Annotated in this window: 7 protein-coding genes; 5 read left to right on the plus strand and 2 right to left on the minus strand. The window is 58.7% G+C overall.

Annotated elements, in window-relative coordinates; genetic code table 11:
• Positions 1-187 precede the first annotated feature (187 nt).
• Complete coding sequence (locus tag H8B15_RS11830) at positions 188-3,499, minus strand: SGNH/GDSL hydrolase family protein (RefSeq protein ID WP_187319899.1); 3,312 nt, start codon at positions 3,497-3,499, stop codon at positions 188-190.
• 412 nt (positions 3,500-3,911) lie between these two features.
• On the opposite strand from H8B15_RS11830, the gene H8B15_RS11835 reads away from it, so the two are divergent.
• From H8B15_RS11835 to H8B15_RS11855, 5 genes are all read left to right on the plus strand, one after another.
• Positions 3,912-5,789 (plus strand): ABC transporter ATP-binding protein, encoded by a 1,878-nt coding sequence (locus H8B15_RS11835; RefSeq protein WP_187319900.1) that lies wholly within the window; start codon positions 3,912-3,914, stop codon positions 5,787-5,789.
• A 107-nt stretch (positions 5,790-5,896) separates the two neighbouring features.
• On the plus strand, positions 5,897-6,484 hold the full coding sequence (locus tag H8B15_RS11840; protein WP_187319901.1) for a DUF4136 domain-containing protein: 588 nt from the start codon (positions 5,897-5,899) through the stop codon (positions 6,482-6,484).
• 165 nt (positions 6,485-6,649) lie between these two features.
• Entirely contained in the window at positions 6,650-7,564 is a 915-nt protein-coding gene (locus H8B15_RS11845; RefSeq protein WP_187319902.1) for a hypothetical protein, read from the plus strand.
• 111 nt (positions 7,565-7,675) lie between these two features.
• Positions 7,676-8,749, plus strand: coding sequence for an MJ1255/VC2487 family glycosyltransferase (locus tag H8B15_RS11850; RefSeq protein WP_187319903.1), 1,074 nt, complete (start codon positions 7,676-7,678; stop codon positions 8,747-8,749).
• A gap of 63 nt (positions 8,750-8,812) precedes the next feature.
• Positions 8,813-10,813 carry a peptidylprolyl isomerase gene (locus tag H8B15_RS11855; protein WP_187319904.1) on the plus strand — a complete coding sequence of 667 codons (2,001 nt, stop codon included), beginning with the start codon at positions 8,813-8,815 and terminating at the stop codon, positions 10,811-10,813.
• Between the two features lie 69 nt (positions 10,814-10,882).
• On the opposite strand, the gene H8B15_RS11860 is transcribed toward H8B15_RS11855, so the two are convergent.
• Positions 10,883-13,930 carry a T9SS type A sorting domain-containing protein gene (locus tag H8B15_RS11860; RefSeq protein ID WP_187319905.1) on the minus strand — a complete coding sequence of 1,016 codons (3,048 nt, stop codon included), beginning with the start codon at positions 13,928-13,930 and terminating at the stop codon, positions 10,883-10,885.
• Positions 13,931-14,204 lie beyond the last annotated feature (274 nt).

Below are 14,204 nucleotides of genomic sequence, written 5' to 3' on the forward strand. Positions count from 1 at the left end.
CTAACAAAGCATACGGGAAGCAAAACCTTTGCTTCCCGTATGCTTGATTTTTGAGTTGTTTAAAAGGTCAAAAAGCCCGTCATGCTGAGCTTGTCGAAGCATCTCGCGTGCTGATGTTGGATAGTATCTTTCATCAGCACGCGAGATGCTTCGACAAGCTCAGCATGACGGGTTACACCTTTTGCGCTTAGTTGGCCTGGCGCACTATGCGCTTGTGTACCAGCCCATCCGTCGTTTCAAATACCAGTGAGTACACCCCGGATTTCAACGCCCCAATGTTGAGCTTGCCGCCCACTGCTTTCGTGCGGAGCACGAGGCGACCCATCGTATCATACAGTCTTACCTCGGTGCCTTCCAGGTTCCAGGGGGCCAGCAGGCGCAACTCGCCGGTGGTAGGGTTGGGATACAGGATTACTTGCGCCGCCCTCGTACTCTCGCGTGTGCCCAGCGTTACGGGGCCGGCGGTTCGGGCTAGCGTGTTCAGGCTTTGAGCAAGGTTGACCAGCGAATCGGCGGTGGGGCGGCCATCGAGTGGGGCGTACAGCTCCAGGCTGGATTTGAGTAGGGAGTCGGCGGCCATAGCCAGCACCTCGTCCTGGTTCATGCCCGAGCGGTACAACAGCCAGTCGCGCAACTGTAGCTTGGTTGGGGCAGTGGTGCCGCCTACCTCGAATTGGGTAGGACGCAGGCGCTCGGCCACGCTACCCTCCCGCACACTATCCACGTAGAGCATGGTGGTGCCGCGGGCGTAGAAGTGGGTGAGTACCAGCTTATGCCAGCGGTTATTGGCTACCGGCACCGTGCCCGTAATAGTCTGGCCTTTGGCCGACGTGTAGAGCAGCTTGCCATCGGTGCTGATGCGGATGGTGCCCGCCGCAATACCGGCACTGTCGCGGATTTCGACTAGCTGGCCGGCGCCGTTGGTCTTGAAGCGGAGCGCCTGGGTGAAGGGGTGCACCACATCCTCGGGCACAAAGCGCACCACCGAGGTAGGCTGCCCCACCGTTTTGCCCAGCGTGATGCCCGCGCCTGCCCCAGGGCGGCGGGTGGGTAGGGGCTTGCCCGCGTGCAGGGCATCGAAAAGGGAGGGCACCAGCGTATGCGCCATTTCGGCGTGGCCCAGGTCGTTGGGGTGTAGGTCATCAAACCGATAACCAGCGGCCCAGCGCCCTTGGCCGTCGTCTACGGCGCCCAGCAGGTTCACGCTCGGCACGTTCCAGCCGTGGATCAGCAGGTTCATCTGCCGCACAAAGGCGTAGGCCTCGGCTGTGTAGTCGGAGCGGGTGTAGGAGTTCGTTACAATAGGCACCATGCCATCAGCTCGCGCTTGCTTGATGAGCTGCGTCATATTGGTGCGAAACTGGTCGAAGATGGGCTGCCCGCCGGTCAGGATGCCTTCATTGCCCAAGGCCAGGGCGTATACCACGTATTTGCCGTGCTGGGGTAGGAGGTCGGCGGCGTAGCGGTTGCGCACATCTACCGTATTGTTGCCGGGCACTGAAATATTGGCCGTTACCCAAGGCTGCCCCGTGCCAGCCGTGGCGCGGCGGGCCAGCAAATCGGAGTACATGGCCGTGTAGCCGTAGTTGTTGGTAGCGCCCGTGCCATAAGGTACCGACGAGCCCATGTACACAATTTTCAACGGGTTCTGCGGTATCGGCACGGTGTAAGGTTCCAGCAGTAGATCATCAAAGTAGGCGCTGCCCGCGGCCCCGGCGGAATTGCGCCACACAGCGGCCCCTTTCACATAGGCCGTGCCCGTGGGAATAGTGGCCGTAGTTTGCAGCTGCGTCCAGGTGCCAGCAGGCGAGGCGGCCGTCAGCGAATCGGAGCGGAATTGCCCCAGCAGCACATTGTTGCTGTTGTAGTACAGCAGCTCCAAGTGCACCGCCTGGCTGCCTTGCAGTCCCGCCGTGGCCGGGTTGTAAAACCACCCGCTCAGCTTCTGCGCCGTGGTGCCAATGGTAGGCACGTAGGTAATTTGCTGCTCCAGCGCCAGGCTACCACCCGCCAGTTGGGCGGCGTAGCTGCCCGCGTGCTTGGTAGCCGTGCTGATGGTAGTCGTGGCGCCGGTACCGCGCGCCGTAGTAGTCCAGTTGGTGAAGTTGCCCAGCTCGAAGCCCGGATTCTGGAAGGCGATGTTGCCGGTTACCGGGTTGCGGTTCGGCACCACGTCCACGCGCATCAGATTGAGGTAGGCAAAGGAACCGGCTTCTTTGCTCAGCGTCAGCTCAATCATGCCGTTGGCATCCGCCGAGAGTGTGTCGGAGTCGCTGATGGTGTTGTTGTTGCCGGGGTAGCCATTGGCGCCCACATTGGCGCCCGAGGTGGTTTGGGTGAAGGTGCTGGTAGTAGCCCCCGCAAACGTGTAGCGCGACACCCGCGTTTCGGTGGCAATCTGCCGGCTGCCAAACACGTGAAATACGTACCGTTTGGTACGGTCGAGCCCGCTCAGGCGCAACCTACCGGTAGCAGTACTGCCCGTGCCCTGCACAAAAAAGTAGTCCTGGGTGGCAGTAGCCACGGCATACTGGCCCAGCAAGGCCGCGTCCGGCGCCAGCAGGCCGCCGGTGTTGATGCCGTTGGTCAGGAAGTTAGGGCCTACGGCAAGCTTCACACCGGTCGTCCGGTTGGCGTTGTCTACCAGCCGAAACGTGTCGGCGGCGCTGGTGATATTCAGGACGTTGTTCCAATAGTTGCCGTTGGCATCGGGGCTGGCGGTAGGGTTGCCGTTGGTGCCGTCGTCTACCCCAAAATCGAAGTAGAAGAAGGTGTTAGCCGTAGCAGGCGGTGGTGGGGGCGTGGCGCGGGCCGGCACAATGTCTACCCGTATCAGGTTGAGGTAGGCGAAAGAACCGGCCGACTTGCTCAGCGTCAGCTCAATGATGCCGCTACTATTCGCAGCCAGCGTATCAGAATCAGTAACTGTGTTGTTGTTGCCGGGGTAGCCGTTCGCGCCCACATCGGCACCCGAGGTGGTCTGCGTGATGGTGTTGGTGGTAGCGCCCGCGAAGGTGTAGCGCGACACGCGCCGCTCGGTAGCAATCTGCCGGCTGCCGAACACGTGAAACACGTAGCGCTTGGCGGGGTCTAGGCCGCTCAGACGAATGGTGGCCGTGGAGGTGGCCCCGGTGCCCTGCACGAAAAAATAATCCTGAGTAGCGGTAGCTACGGCGTATTGGCCCAGCAGCGCGGCATCTGGCGTCAGCAAGCCCCCGTTGAGTATGCCATTGGTCAGAAAATTAGGCCCCACATTCAGCTTGATATTGGTGGCGGCATTTGTCTTGTCGATCAGGGAAAACGTGTCCCCCGTGTTGTTGAGCACGTTGTTCCAATAGCTGCCGTTGGCATCGGGGCTGGGCGTGGAGTTGCCGTTGGTGCCGTCGTTCACGCCAAAGTCAATGAGCACCGACTGTGTCGCCGTCGTTGTTTGCGCCTGCGCCACTAAGCCAGGCAATAACAGCACAGCTAAGGCAAAAAGAGTACATAGTTTTTTCATGCAAGTGGGATTTTAGGGTAGAAATAGGTCGGGTAGAAGGGAGCAGGCGGGTGCGTGTCTATGCAGTATAGTCTGCTTGGGTAATGCAGTACCCTACTCTCCTGATACAGACGAGGGTAGGGGTAACGCGTTGCACCTCGCAGCGGTATTTGCGTGAAGTAGATGCGTGCTCGTTCGTATACCTTTCGATTTCTGCATCAAGTCAGTGTAAAAAGTAGGCGCAGACATCTGCCAGAGCCAACACGCAATAGGATAGCTCCAGAATATAGTGGAAGTGGACACGTAGGCGCGAGAAACCGCAGCTGGTCAACCGCTCGTGCTTGCTGTCAAAGCAACGTGCCGATTATCTGCCAAAACGACTACCCCACACCCCACGAACCTAGTTGGAGCGAATTGTGTCGTATGGCTACTAATGGCTTCAATTTTCGATTCACTGCACGCGGTTTCCGCTAAGCGCCCGCGGCCCGACGGCAAACCCGTCCTTTCGGTGCGGGAGCGGTTCTCGGCGCTGGGCAACTTACCGGAGTTCCTGAAGCTGGTCTGGCACACCAGCCCCGCCCTCACACTTGCCAACATTATATTGCGTCTGCTACGGGCCGCCCTACCCGTTGCTATCCTATATGTAGGTCAGCTTATTCTGGATGAGGTAGTGGCGCTGAGCCGCCTACCCGCCGCCGAGCGCACGCTCTCGCCGGTGCTCACGCTGCTGGCCTTGGAGTTCGGCTTGGCCATTTTGTCCGATGCGCTGGGTAGGGGCGTAGCCCTGCTCGACTCGCTGCTGGGCGACTTGTTCGCCAACCAGTCGTCCATCCGCCTCATGGAGCACGCCGCCCACCTCGACCTCGACCAGTTTGAGGACAGCGCCTTCTACGACAAGCTGGAGCGGGCGCGCCGCCAAACGCTCTCGCGCACGGTGCTCATGTCGCAGGTGCTCTCGCAGGCGCAGGACTTTATCACGATGGGCTTTTTGGCGGTGGGCCTGGCTGCGTTCAACCCGTGGCTGCTCCTGCTCCTGCTAGTGGCCGTGGTGCCGGCGTTTCTGGGCGAGTCGCACTTCAATGAGCGCAGCTACTCGCTGGTGCACGGCTGGACGCCCGAGCGCCGCGAGCTGGACTACCTGCGCGTGACCGGCGCCTCCGACGAAACTGCCAAGGAGGTAAAGATTTTTGGTCTGGCTGGCTTTCTTACCGACCGTTTTCGTCAGCTTTCCGACGAGTTTTATGAGAAAAACAAGAGCCTAGTGGTGCGCCGCGCCGGCTGGGGCACGTTCTTCGCGGCGGTGGGCGCGGCCGGCTACTACGCGGCCTACGTCTACATTATTGCGCAGGCGGTGCGCGGGGTAGTGTCCATCGGTCAGCTCACGTTTTTGGCGGGTTCCTTTGCCCGGATGCGGAGTTTGCTGGAAGGCATTCTGAGTCGGTTTAGCTCGGTGGCCGAAGGCGCGCTGTACTTACAGGACTTCTTCGATTTCTTCCACTTGCAGCCCCGCATTGTGCGCGACGAGTCGCGGCCCGTGCGGCCGTTTCCGCGGCCTATCCAGGTAGGGTTCGAGTTTGACAACGTGGGCTTCAAGTACCGCAACGCTGAGAAGTGGGCGTTGCGTAACCTCAGCTTCACGCTGCACGCTGGCGAAAAGCTGGCGCTGGTAGGCGAAAATGGCTCCGGCAAAACCACTCTCGTCAAGCTGCTCTCTCGCCTCTACGACCCCACCGAGGGCCGCATTCTGCTCGATGGCTACGACCTGCGCGAGTACGACCCGCAGGAGCTGCGCCAGGAAATCGGCGTGATTTTCCAGGATTTCGTGCGCTTTCAGCTCTCAGCGGGCCAAAACCTGGCCGTGGGCCGTATCGAGGAAAAGGAAAATACCGCCCGCATCCAGTCGGCCGCCGCGCAAAGCCTGGCCGACTCGGTGGTGAAGAAACTGCCCCAAGGCTACGACCAGATCATCGGCCGGCGCTTTGCCGGCGGGGTAGACCTGAGCGGGGGCGAGTGGCAGAAAATTGCCTTGGGCCGCGCCTACATGCGCGACGCCCAACTGCTGATTCTGGACGAGCCCACCGCCGCCCTCGATGCTCGTGCCGAGTACGAAGTGTTTCAGCGTTTCAACGAGCTGACGCAGGGCAAAACCGCCGTACTCATTTCCCACCGCTTCAGCACCGTGCGCATGGCCGACCGCATTCTGGTTATCGAGCAGGGTAAGTTCATCGAAATCGGTTCGCACCAGGAGTTGCTGGCGCGGGGCGGGCGCTATGCAGAATTGTTTCAGCTACAGGCAGCCGGCTACCGATAAATAATTGGAAGGGCAAAATTTTTTCCGGGTTTACGACTGATTGTGAGAGTAATAAGGCGAAATATTGCTTATCTTAGGCATGACCTTTCTCACTACAATCCATCCGTATGAAGCCTACCTTTACCCTGCTTGTAGGGCTGTTGCTGTTGAGTTTGACTGGCTGTTTTGCCACGCGTGAGGCCCGAATTGAATCAGATTATAGCTATAGCGGCACGTTTAAGCGCTACCGCACCTACGAGTTTATGCGGGGGCAGGGCCTGGCTTCCGATTCCAGCCGGCTAGGCGAGGCCCTGCGCGATGCCGTGCGCAACCGCCTGCGTGCCCAGGGCTACCGCCCCGCCACCTCCCGCCCCGATCTGCTCATCAACTTCCAGGTGTTTGAGGGCGACATGCGCTTCCGCGGCTATATGCAGGAAGACTTGGAGCGCTGGGTGAAGATGGGCGTGGTAGAAGACGATGAAACGCCCGACGAATACAAGCGTGGCTATAAGCCTGTGCGCATGCTGCTCTCCGAGGGCACCCTGCTCGTGACGCTGATTGACAACCACACCAACCGCGCCGTTTGGAACGGCTATGCTTCCGGCGTAACCGTGCCCAACGGCCCCCGCGGCGAGATTGTGCTGCGCCGCTCCGTACGCTCCATTTTCGACCAGTACCGCGTCTTCACAGAAGGCTACGTAGGAGGCGGCAACTAGTGCTACTACAGACCAACAAACCAGCCCGGTGCAGCCCTGCGCCGGGCTGGTTGCGTTAGAATAGGTTGCATTGCACAGTGAAAACAGGTACAGCATTCGGCTTGGTTTTGGCGAAGGGCCGATAACCCGTTTCTTTGTCGGTCTGTATCTGTTTCCTTCGCCTGTATGCGTACTTCATTTCGTAGTGTTTTTTCTTGGGTAGCCGCCGCCGCGTTGCTAGCCGCTACCTCCTGCGTGGCGCCACGCACCATCGTCAGCACGGGTAAAGTGACACCGCGGGGTGAGTTTCGGGTGGGAGGCAACGCGGCCTTCAACGTGCCGACCGCCACGCTAGGCAAAGCCGGCTCAGCACTGAAATCGGCCGCTGAAAGCACTGCTGGCAAGGACACCGTGCAGTACAGTCAAACAGTTACCAACCTGCAAGCTGCGGCCCTGGCCTACGTGCTGGACCCCGTGCAGCCCACTGCTGACCTCTACCTGCGCTACGGCGTGCTCGACCGCCTCGATGTGGGCTATAAGTATGCATTCGGCTCGCACGTGTTCGATGCCATGTACCAGTTCTTAGGGCCGGTGGGTTCTGTAGAGCACCCGCAGGGTAGAGGCGGCGACACCTACGCTAGTATTGGCCTGCAATACGCTACACAACGGGCCAAACTGCCCGGCCTGGCCTTTCTGGACAACATCACTGATGCGGTGGGCTTCCGCGCTTCCCGCCACGATTTGCTGGTGCCACTGGTGTTCAGTAAGTCGTTTGGGCCGGAAGAGGAAAAAGGCGCTTTCTCCTACGGTGTGGTGTACGCGCATACGTTTCTGAGCTACCGCTTTCAGCCTACTAATATCTTCTACAAGGGTAGTAATCAGCAAATTCCGGATCTGCCGCTCAGCAAGCAGAATTTCTCGTCGTTTGGTGCTTTTGCCAACGTCAAAATCGGTTACCGCTACGCCTACTTCATTCCGTCGCTGTCGATTTTCTACCAGAACTACGGTACCTTCGCGCTGCTCAACAACACTTCCACATCGCTCAAAGGCCTCACTATCGTACCTAGCCTAGGCCTGCAGTTTCGTGTGCCTACCCGATAGGTGAGATAGTGAAATGGTGAGATGGTGAGTTTTACGTTCTCGCCGCGCAACTTGCGCCAATAGCGTCACCAGAACATCAACTCACTATTTCACCATCTCACCATTTCACTTATGAAGATTCTGTACGGTGTGCCCGGCGAAGGGCTGGGGCACGCTACCCGTAGCAAAGTAGTGATTGGCTGGTTGCTGGCGCAGGGGCATGAGGTGCAGGTAGTGAGCAGCAGCCGCGCCTACCAGATGCTGGCCCGCAACTTTCCGGGCCGGGTACACGAAATCAAGGGGTTTCACTTGGCGTATAAAGATGTCACGGTGTCGCGCGTGCGCACGGTGGCACTCACGCTACGCACAGCCCCGGAAAGTCTGCGTGTCAACTTTGCCCGGTACCGCGAACTGCTGGGCGCGTTTACGCCGGACGTGGTGATTTCCGATTTCGAGTCCTTTAGCTATTTCTTCGCCCGTTGGAAGCGTCTGCCCGTTATTAGCATCGATAACATGCAGATAATTAGCCGCGCCGCACTGGATATTGCTGTGCCGCCCACTGAGCGTGAACACCTGCAACTGGCTCGTCAGATTGTGCGGGCCAAGCTGCCCCGCAGCCAGCACTACCTCGTTACTACCTTCTTCGAACTGCCGCTTCTGAAGCCCAATACCACGCTGGTGCCGCCCATTATCCGCCCCGAGATTCTAGCCGCACAGCCTACCCGTGGTCAGCATGTGCTGGTGTACCAGTCGGCCACTACCCAAACCAACCTGGTGCCGCTGCTGCAAGCACTACCAGGGCAGGAGTTTCGGGTATATGGCTTCAATAAAGAAGAAAACCATGGTAATGTGCACCTAAGGGCTTTCAGTGAGCAGGGCTTTATAGAGGACCTGGCCAGCGCCCGCGCGGTGATTACCAACGGCGGCTTCTCGCTGATCAGCGAGGCAGTATACCTGCATAAGCCCGTGTGCGCGGTGCCCATTCCGGCGCAATTCGAGCAGTTTTTGAACGCGGCGGAGGTAGAAAAGCTGGGGTATGGACGCCACTTCACAACTCTCACGGCCGACAACGTACGGGCTTTTCTCTACGAGCTAAGCGAGTTTGAAGAGAAGCTAAGCCACTATCAGCAGTCCGGCAACGAGGCGCTATTTGCTACGCTGGCGCAGCAGTTGGTAACGATAGCCGCTGAGGGGCAACAGGAATAGCCGCGCACAAACCCATGTAGGGCAGAGGCCGCCTATCGCATTTTGCCTATTTTAGGGGCGAATATGAATTCGTATATCCCGAAGTACGGCTGTGTGCGGCTGGCCGCTCTGCTTACCCTGGCAGCCGTTGGCAGCGCCTGCTCTACCACACAGCCCACCGCAACTACGCCGACCGTTGCGGCGGCTCCCAACAAGTTTGCGGCTGATAGCACCCTGCGCCGGATTGCTACCCTGCAGGATGAACGCCGGACGGCGGCACTGTTGAACTACCTGCTGAGCCCTGAGCCGCGCTACCGCGAGCAGGCCGCGCTGGCCTTTGCCTCAGTGCAGGATAAAGCCGCTACGGGCGCGCTCAATGCGCACCTCAACGATCCAGAAGCATCGGTGCGGCGTGCTGTAGCCTACGCGCTGGGCCAGACGGCCGACAGCACCGCCGAGGCGGCGTTGCGTCAGCAAGTAAGCACTGAGTCCAATGCAGCGGTGCGTGCTGAGGTGCTGGAGGCACTAGGAAAATGCACTACCCGCACGGGCCTACCCGCATTGGTGCGCCTACCCACCCAGCTGACCGCCGATACGGCCGCCCTTACCGGGCAAAGCTGGGGCTTGTACCGTGCCGCCTTGCGCGGTATCACCTCGGAGCCCGCGGTAGCCCGGCTGGTGCAGTTGCTGAGCAAAGAGAATCCTTACAGTGCCCGCCTGGCTGCGGCCAATGCCCTGGCCCGCACCCGTAGCCTCGACCTGACGCCCTATGCTGCCTCGCTTGCCACTGCCGCACAAACAGACCCCAGCTATGCCGTGCGTGGAGCTGCCGCATTGGCGCTGGGCAAAGCCAGCCATGCTCCCACAATGCCTGCCCTGCTGGCTACCCTAGCCCGCCGCGACTCCGACTACCGGGTGCGAATAAGCGCCTTACGTGCTATGAATACTGCCATGTACGTGCAGGTGAAAGAGGCCGCCTGGGCAGCTCTGACGGACTCGAACGACCAGGTAGCCCTCATAGCAGCTGATTTTTTTCTGGCCAATGCCAGTCAGGAACCGGGTATGCTGTTTCTGGAAAAAGCCAATAAGCTGACGCAGTGGCGGGTGCGGGCTACTCTACTAGCCACTGCTCTAAAACAGCGATCCGCTGAGCAGGCTGCTATCCGGCAGGCGGTGCAGGAGCGCTATACTGCTGCGGCCAACGCTTACGAGAAGGGATATTTGCTGAAAGCGCTAGGCGAAGATCCGGCAGCGTATGAATTTGTACGACAGGCCACGTTTGCCTCGGCGCAGCAATTGGTAGTACGCACCTATGGGTTAGAGGCGCTGGTTGCCATGCGACATCAGCCCGATTTCCCGGCAGCACAATACGCCTCGTTTGCGCTGACGCTACGGCAAGCCGCAGAAACCGGCGACGTAGCGCTGCTCGGTATTGCTGCCGAAGCCCTGCGCGACCCCAAGCTGAACCTCCGCCAGCTATTGCCCGACCTCACTTTTCTGCAAAAAGCGCAGGCAAAGCTCGTTCTACCCCGAGACTTGGAGGCGTGGCAATCGGTGCAGCAGACGCTGGATTTTTTGCAGAAGCAGCCAGCTACCCCTACGCCCGTGGCGGTGGCCGCTTCGCACCCCATCAACTGGGCGGTGGTGTCTGCCATTCCAGCCAACCAGCGTGTGGTAGTGCGCACCGGTAAGGGAATCATCACATTGCAACTGCTGGTAGAAGAGGCGCCTGGCTCCGTAGCGAGCTTCGTGGAGCTGATTCGGCAGGGATTTTACGATGGTAAAAACTTCCACCGGGTAGTACCCAACTTTGTGGCCCAAGGCGGCTGCCCACGCGGCGACGGCTGGGGTAGCACCGACTACAATCTGCGCTCGGAGTTGTCCAACCTACACTATGGCGCGGGAGCCGTAGGCCTGGCCTCGGCGGGCAAAGACACCGAGAGCTGCCAATGGTTTATCACCCACGCTCCAACCCCGCACCTCGACGGCCGCTATACCATTTTTGCGCAGGTGGTAGCGGGCATGGACGTAGTACAGCGCCTAGAAATTGGCGACCCAATAGAACGGGTCGAGCTAGTGCGGTAAGAGCGGTCCGTTTTAAAGAAAAGGCCTCAGTTGAGCAACTGAGGCCTTTTCATGATACTTGTAAATGATTTACTGTTTCACCAAGCGCACTACACTATCGGCAAAACCCTGGCCGTGCACACGGACCATGTAGGTGCCGGCCGTTAGTGATGCCGGTAGGGGTAGGGTAACACCGGATTTAGCCGGCAGCGTTTGGGTGAGAACCGTACGACCAGTCAAATCAAAGAGCGTGAGCGTGACGGTACCCGTGGCAGTGGAGGGTAGGGCTACCTGCACGTGGCGGGTAGCAGGGTTGGGATACAGACTGAACGCGGTAGATGCAACGGCGGCCTTGGTGGGCAGTGTCACGCTGGTGAGGTTTACAGCCGCCGGCGTCGATACGCGTGTACCGCTGGATAGCACCTGCTGCAACCGATAGTAGGCCGTTACGTTGGTGCGGTCGGGGCGGTCTTGGTAGGTGTAGGCGCGTTGCGGCGTGGCCGGCCGGCTGGCTACGGCACCAATTTTCTGCCAGCTCTGCTGATCGTAGGAGCGTTCGATATCGAAACCTTGCACGGCTACCGCATCCGATGTAGTCCAGTCTAGTTGCACCACGTTGGGTTGCACTTCAGTGGCTTTCAGCGCGGCCAGCTCCGTTATCAGTGGGTTGGCATCGGCAGAAAGTGAACCCAGTGTAAAGGTGCCAAACGGACTCACAGCATCCGCGGCAGTTACGGCACCGGCCATCAAGTCGCCGCTCAACTTACCGTGGCCAGCGCTTACCCAGGTGTTGCCATCGTAGCGGGCTACCTGCAAATCGTTGGTGAAGGCATCGATGCCGCTGCGGAACGCGTTTTCCCAAAACAGCTGCACACGCACATTCTCCGACGCGCCGCCATCTTGCGTCAGCTGCCAGGTGTCTATGGCGCTGATGTTGTGCAGCGGGGCCGCAAGCGTCACGTTAGTGGTAGTGCTAGTCGCCTGAGGCGCTTGATACTCGGCGGTGAAACCTGCACTGGCAGCGCTAGGAGCAGAAATACCCACGCGAGCCCACTGGCCATTCTTTCCTACCGGAAACACGAAGGCTTGATTGCCAATCTTCCGCAGCGGCCCATCTACGTACGAAGTGGCGTTGCCGGCTGTAGCCATTGCCGTAGCCAGCAACGACAATAGGTTGGTGCTGGTCGTCACCACATGGCCACTCGTAAGCGTAAGGTTTCCCGACAAACTAAACGGGGCACCCAGCGTCAGGGCGTTACCAGCTGTTAGGTTGATGGTAAGGTCGCGCAGCGTACTGCTGCCGGTGGCCGTCAGGGTAAACGGTTTGGTTACGGTCAGAGCCTCATCGTAAGTGCCAGCCATGGCGCTAAGAGTACCGTTTGCAGGTAAGAACTCCACGCCTTGCTGCAAGCTGGCACCGGGGACGATGGCCGGGCTAGCGCCATCTACGTGCAGGTAGCTTCGGTCACCCTGAAAGCCCGCGTCGGTGGCGGCATCCTGGTTGCTATGCAGAAAAGGGGAGTAGGCAATGCGCCCGGCTGCACTGGTTGGCGCTTCGCGCGTAAACGTATTGCCGTTCCTGCTGATTGTGGCTACCAAGCCATTCTGCTTGTCGGGACCGTAAAGCTGGCTGACCTCGGTGCTGCCAAGCCAGTTCAGCGGTGCGGCTACTGGCGTGCTCAGGTTGACGGCTACCAGTGCCTGCGTGCAGTTCTCCAGCTTGTTGTCCTGGATAAGGTTGTCTAGGGTAGGGAGTTGGGTATTGCGGTTGATGTCGAAGAAGGGCGTGCCTACCCCTGTGCTGTTGGTAGGGCGCTCCTGCACCTGAATACCAATTTGGCACTGCGTGATTTGGTTGCCGATAACCCGGTTGTGGCTACCCTCCAGCACAATGCCGAACCCGTTGATGCCCGAGCTGAGGTTGCTTTGCTGTTCGCTGGCAATGTATCCTTCCAGCGTATTGTTGGCGAGGTAGGCGCCGCCCGTCACCAGGTCGCCGGTTACGCCGCCCCCTGCTTGAATAACCCCCCGGTCACGGTCAATGAAGGCAATAGCGGCATTGTCGTCAAGCAGACTGGTTGGAATATCCTCGGGCAGCCCGTCGGGTAGCGGATTAGGGCGAGTCGTGAGGCGTGTAATCACGTTTTCTCGCACCACAAAGCTGCCCGGGCCGCTGGCTTGGCCGTTGCCCGTCACTGATTTCAGCTCCATCCCGTTGGAGCCGTTATTGCGGATGATATTGCGTTCAATCAGGGCCGCCGGAGTCAGGAAGTTGCCAGCCGCATCACGCAGGCCCCCGGCCCCCAGCAACGCAATAGCGCCGCCGCCATTCTGCGAGAATAGCGCATCACGAATAAGTAAGTCGCTTACGCTACCATCGTTGATGTCAATACCGGCGCGCCGATTTTGCTCGTAAACACCACCTTCAATCAAAATCTGCCGTTTGGTGCCATTGACAATGAACAAGCCGCGACCTGCCGGGCTGCTACTCCCATTATAGTTGGTACGCACATCGGCCGGATCAACAGCCGTTCGGGCAATGTGCACGCGCCGAAACGTCAGATTATCAGCGCCTCCCAGGCTGTTCCAGAAAATACCATACTGCCTTTGGTCCAGGATTTCTACGTCTTCCAACACCACATTGGCGCGGGCGCTGCCATCGGTTTCTATCCCGAGGTCATAAGCCTGAATGGTAAGGCCAGCAATGACTAACGGTGCCGCTGCCGTGCCACCGGGGGCAGTGAGCAGCAGTCCTACCTCATGGCTTCGCGCACCAGATTGGGGCAAACCCGCGTTGAAAATCGTAGCCCCATCGGGCCGATTTGTTGCGGTGCCTGCCCCACGGAGGTGTACCGTTTTGTGTAATACGATGCGTTCGGTATACGTGCCAGCATCTACATAGACAGTAGTGCCTGCTAGCGCTACTTGCAACGCACGCCCTACCGTTGCAAAAGGCGCCGCGGCCGTACCATCGCCGGTAAGGTCACTGCCCGCCGCTTGGGTGTATAGGTCATTGGAGGTAGCCGCATCATTCACGTACAAAGCCGTCGGAGTGGTTTGCTGTCCTGCTGTTGGCTTAGTTGCTACGCTTAGGCCACTTATCAGTAAAAGGGTAGGAATAGGTAGAAAGTGCTTCATATTGAGAATGCAGAAAGGAAACGACAAATGCTATTTGTCTTTCTACAAAAATGAAGCAGGTATACTAGCTAGAATACAGAGAGGAAAGAAGAACTGTGTTATATAAAATCCTTTCTTGAAAGCGTTATAATCTATATCGCAATGATAAGCCTTTCAATTATTTATAGTGATAAATGTATTATAAGTGTTGTTGTAAAATATATAATTTTTTATAGAATATACTTTATTCATCAACAGAGCCAATAGGTCTCATTGCTAGAACTATCGGTATATA

This window comes from Hymenobacter citatus (assembly GCF_014333615.1).
GTDB lineage: Bacteria > Bacteroidota > Bacteroidia > Cytophagales > Hymenobacteraceae > Hymenobacter > Hymenobacter citatus.

Excerpts from the sequence above, each read along its gene's own strand:
- H8B15_RS11855 (WP_187319904.1), top strand. The coding sequence starts at position 8,813 with ATGAATTCGTATATCCCGAAGTACGGCTGTGTGCGGCTGGCCGCTCTG.
- H8B15_RS11860 (WP_187319905.1), bottom strand. The coding sequence starts at position 13,930 with ATGAAGCACTTTCTACCTATTCCTACCCTTTTACTGATAAGTGGCCTA.
- H8B15_RS11830 (WP_187319899.1), bottom strand. The coding sequence starts at position 3,499 with ATGAAAAAACTATGTACTCTTTTTGCCTTAGCTGTGCTGTTATTGCCT.
- H8B15_RS11845 (WP_187319902.1), top strand. The coding sequence starts at position 6,650 with ATGCGTACTTCATTTCGTAGTGTTTTTTCTTGGGTAGCCGCCGCCGCG.
- H8B15_RS11835 (WP_187319900.1), top strand. The coding sequence starts at position 3,912 with ATGGCTTCAATTTTCGATTCACTGCACGCGGTTTCCGCTAAGCGCCCG.
- H8B15_RS11840 (WP_187319901.1), top strand. The coding sequence starts at position 5,897 with ATGAAGCCTACCTTTACCCTGCTTGTAGGGCTGTTGCTGTTGAGTTTG.
- H8B15_RS11850 (WP_187319903.1), top strand. The coding sequence starts at position 7,676 with ATGAAGATTCTGTACGGTGTGCCCGGCGAAGGGCTGGGGCACGCTACC.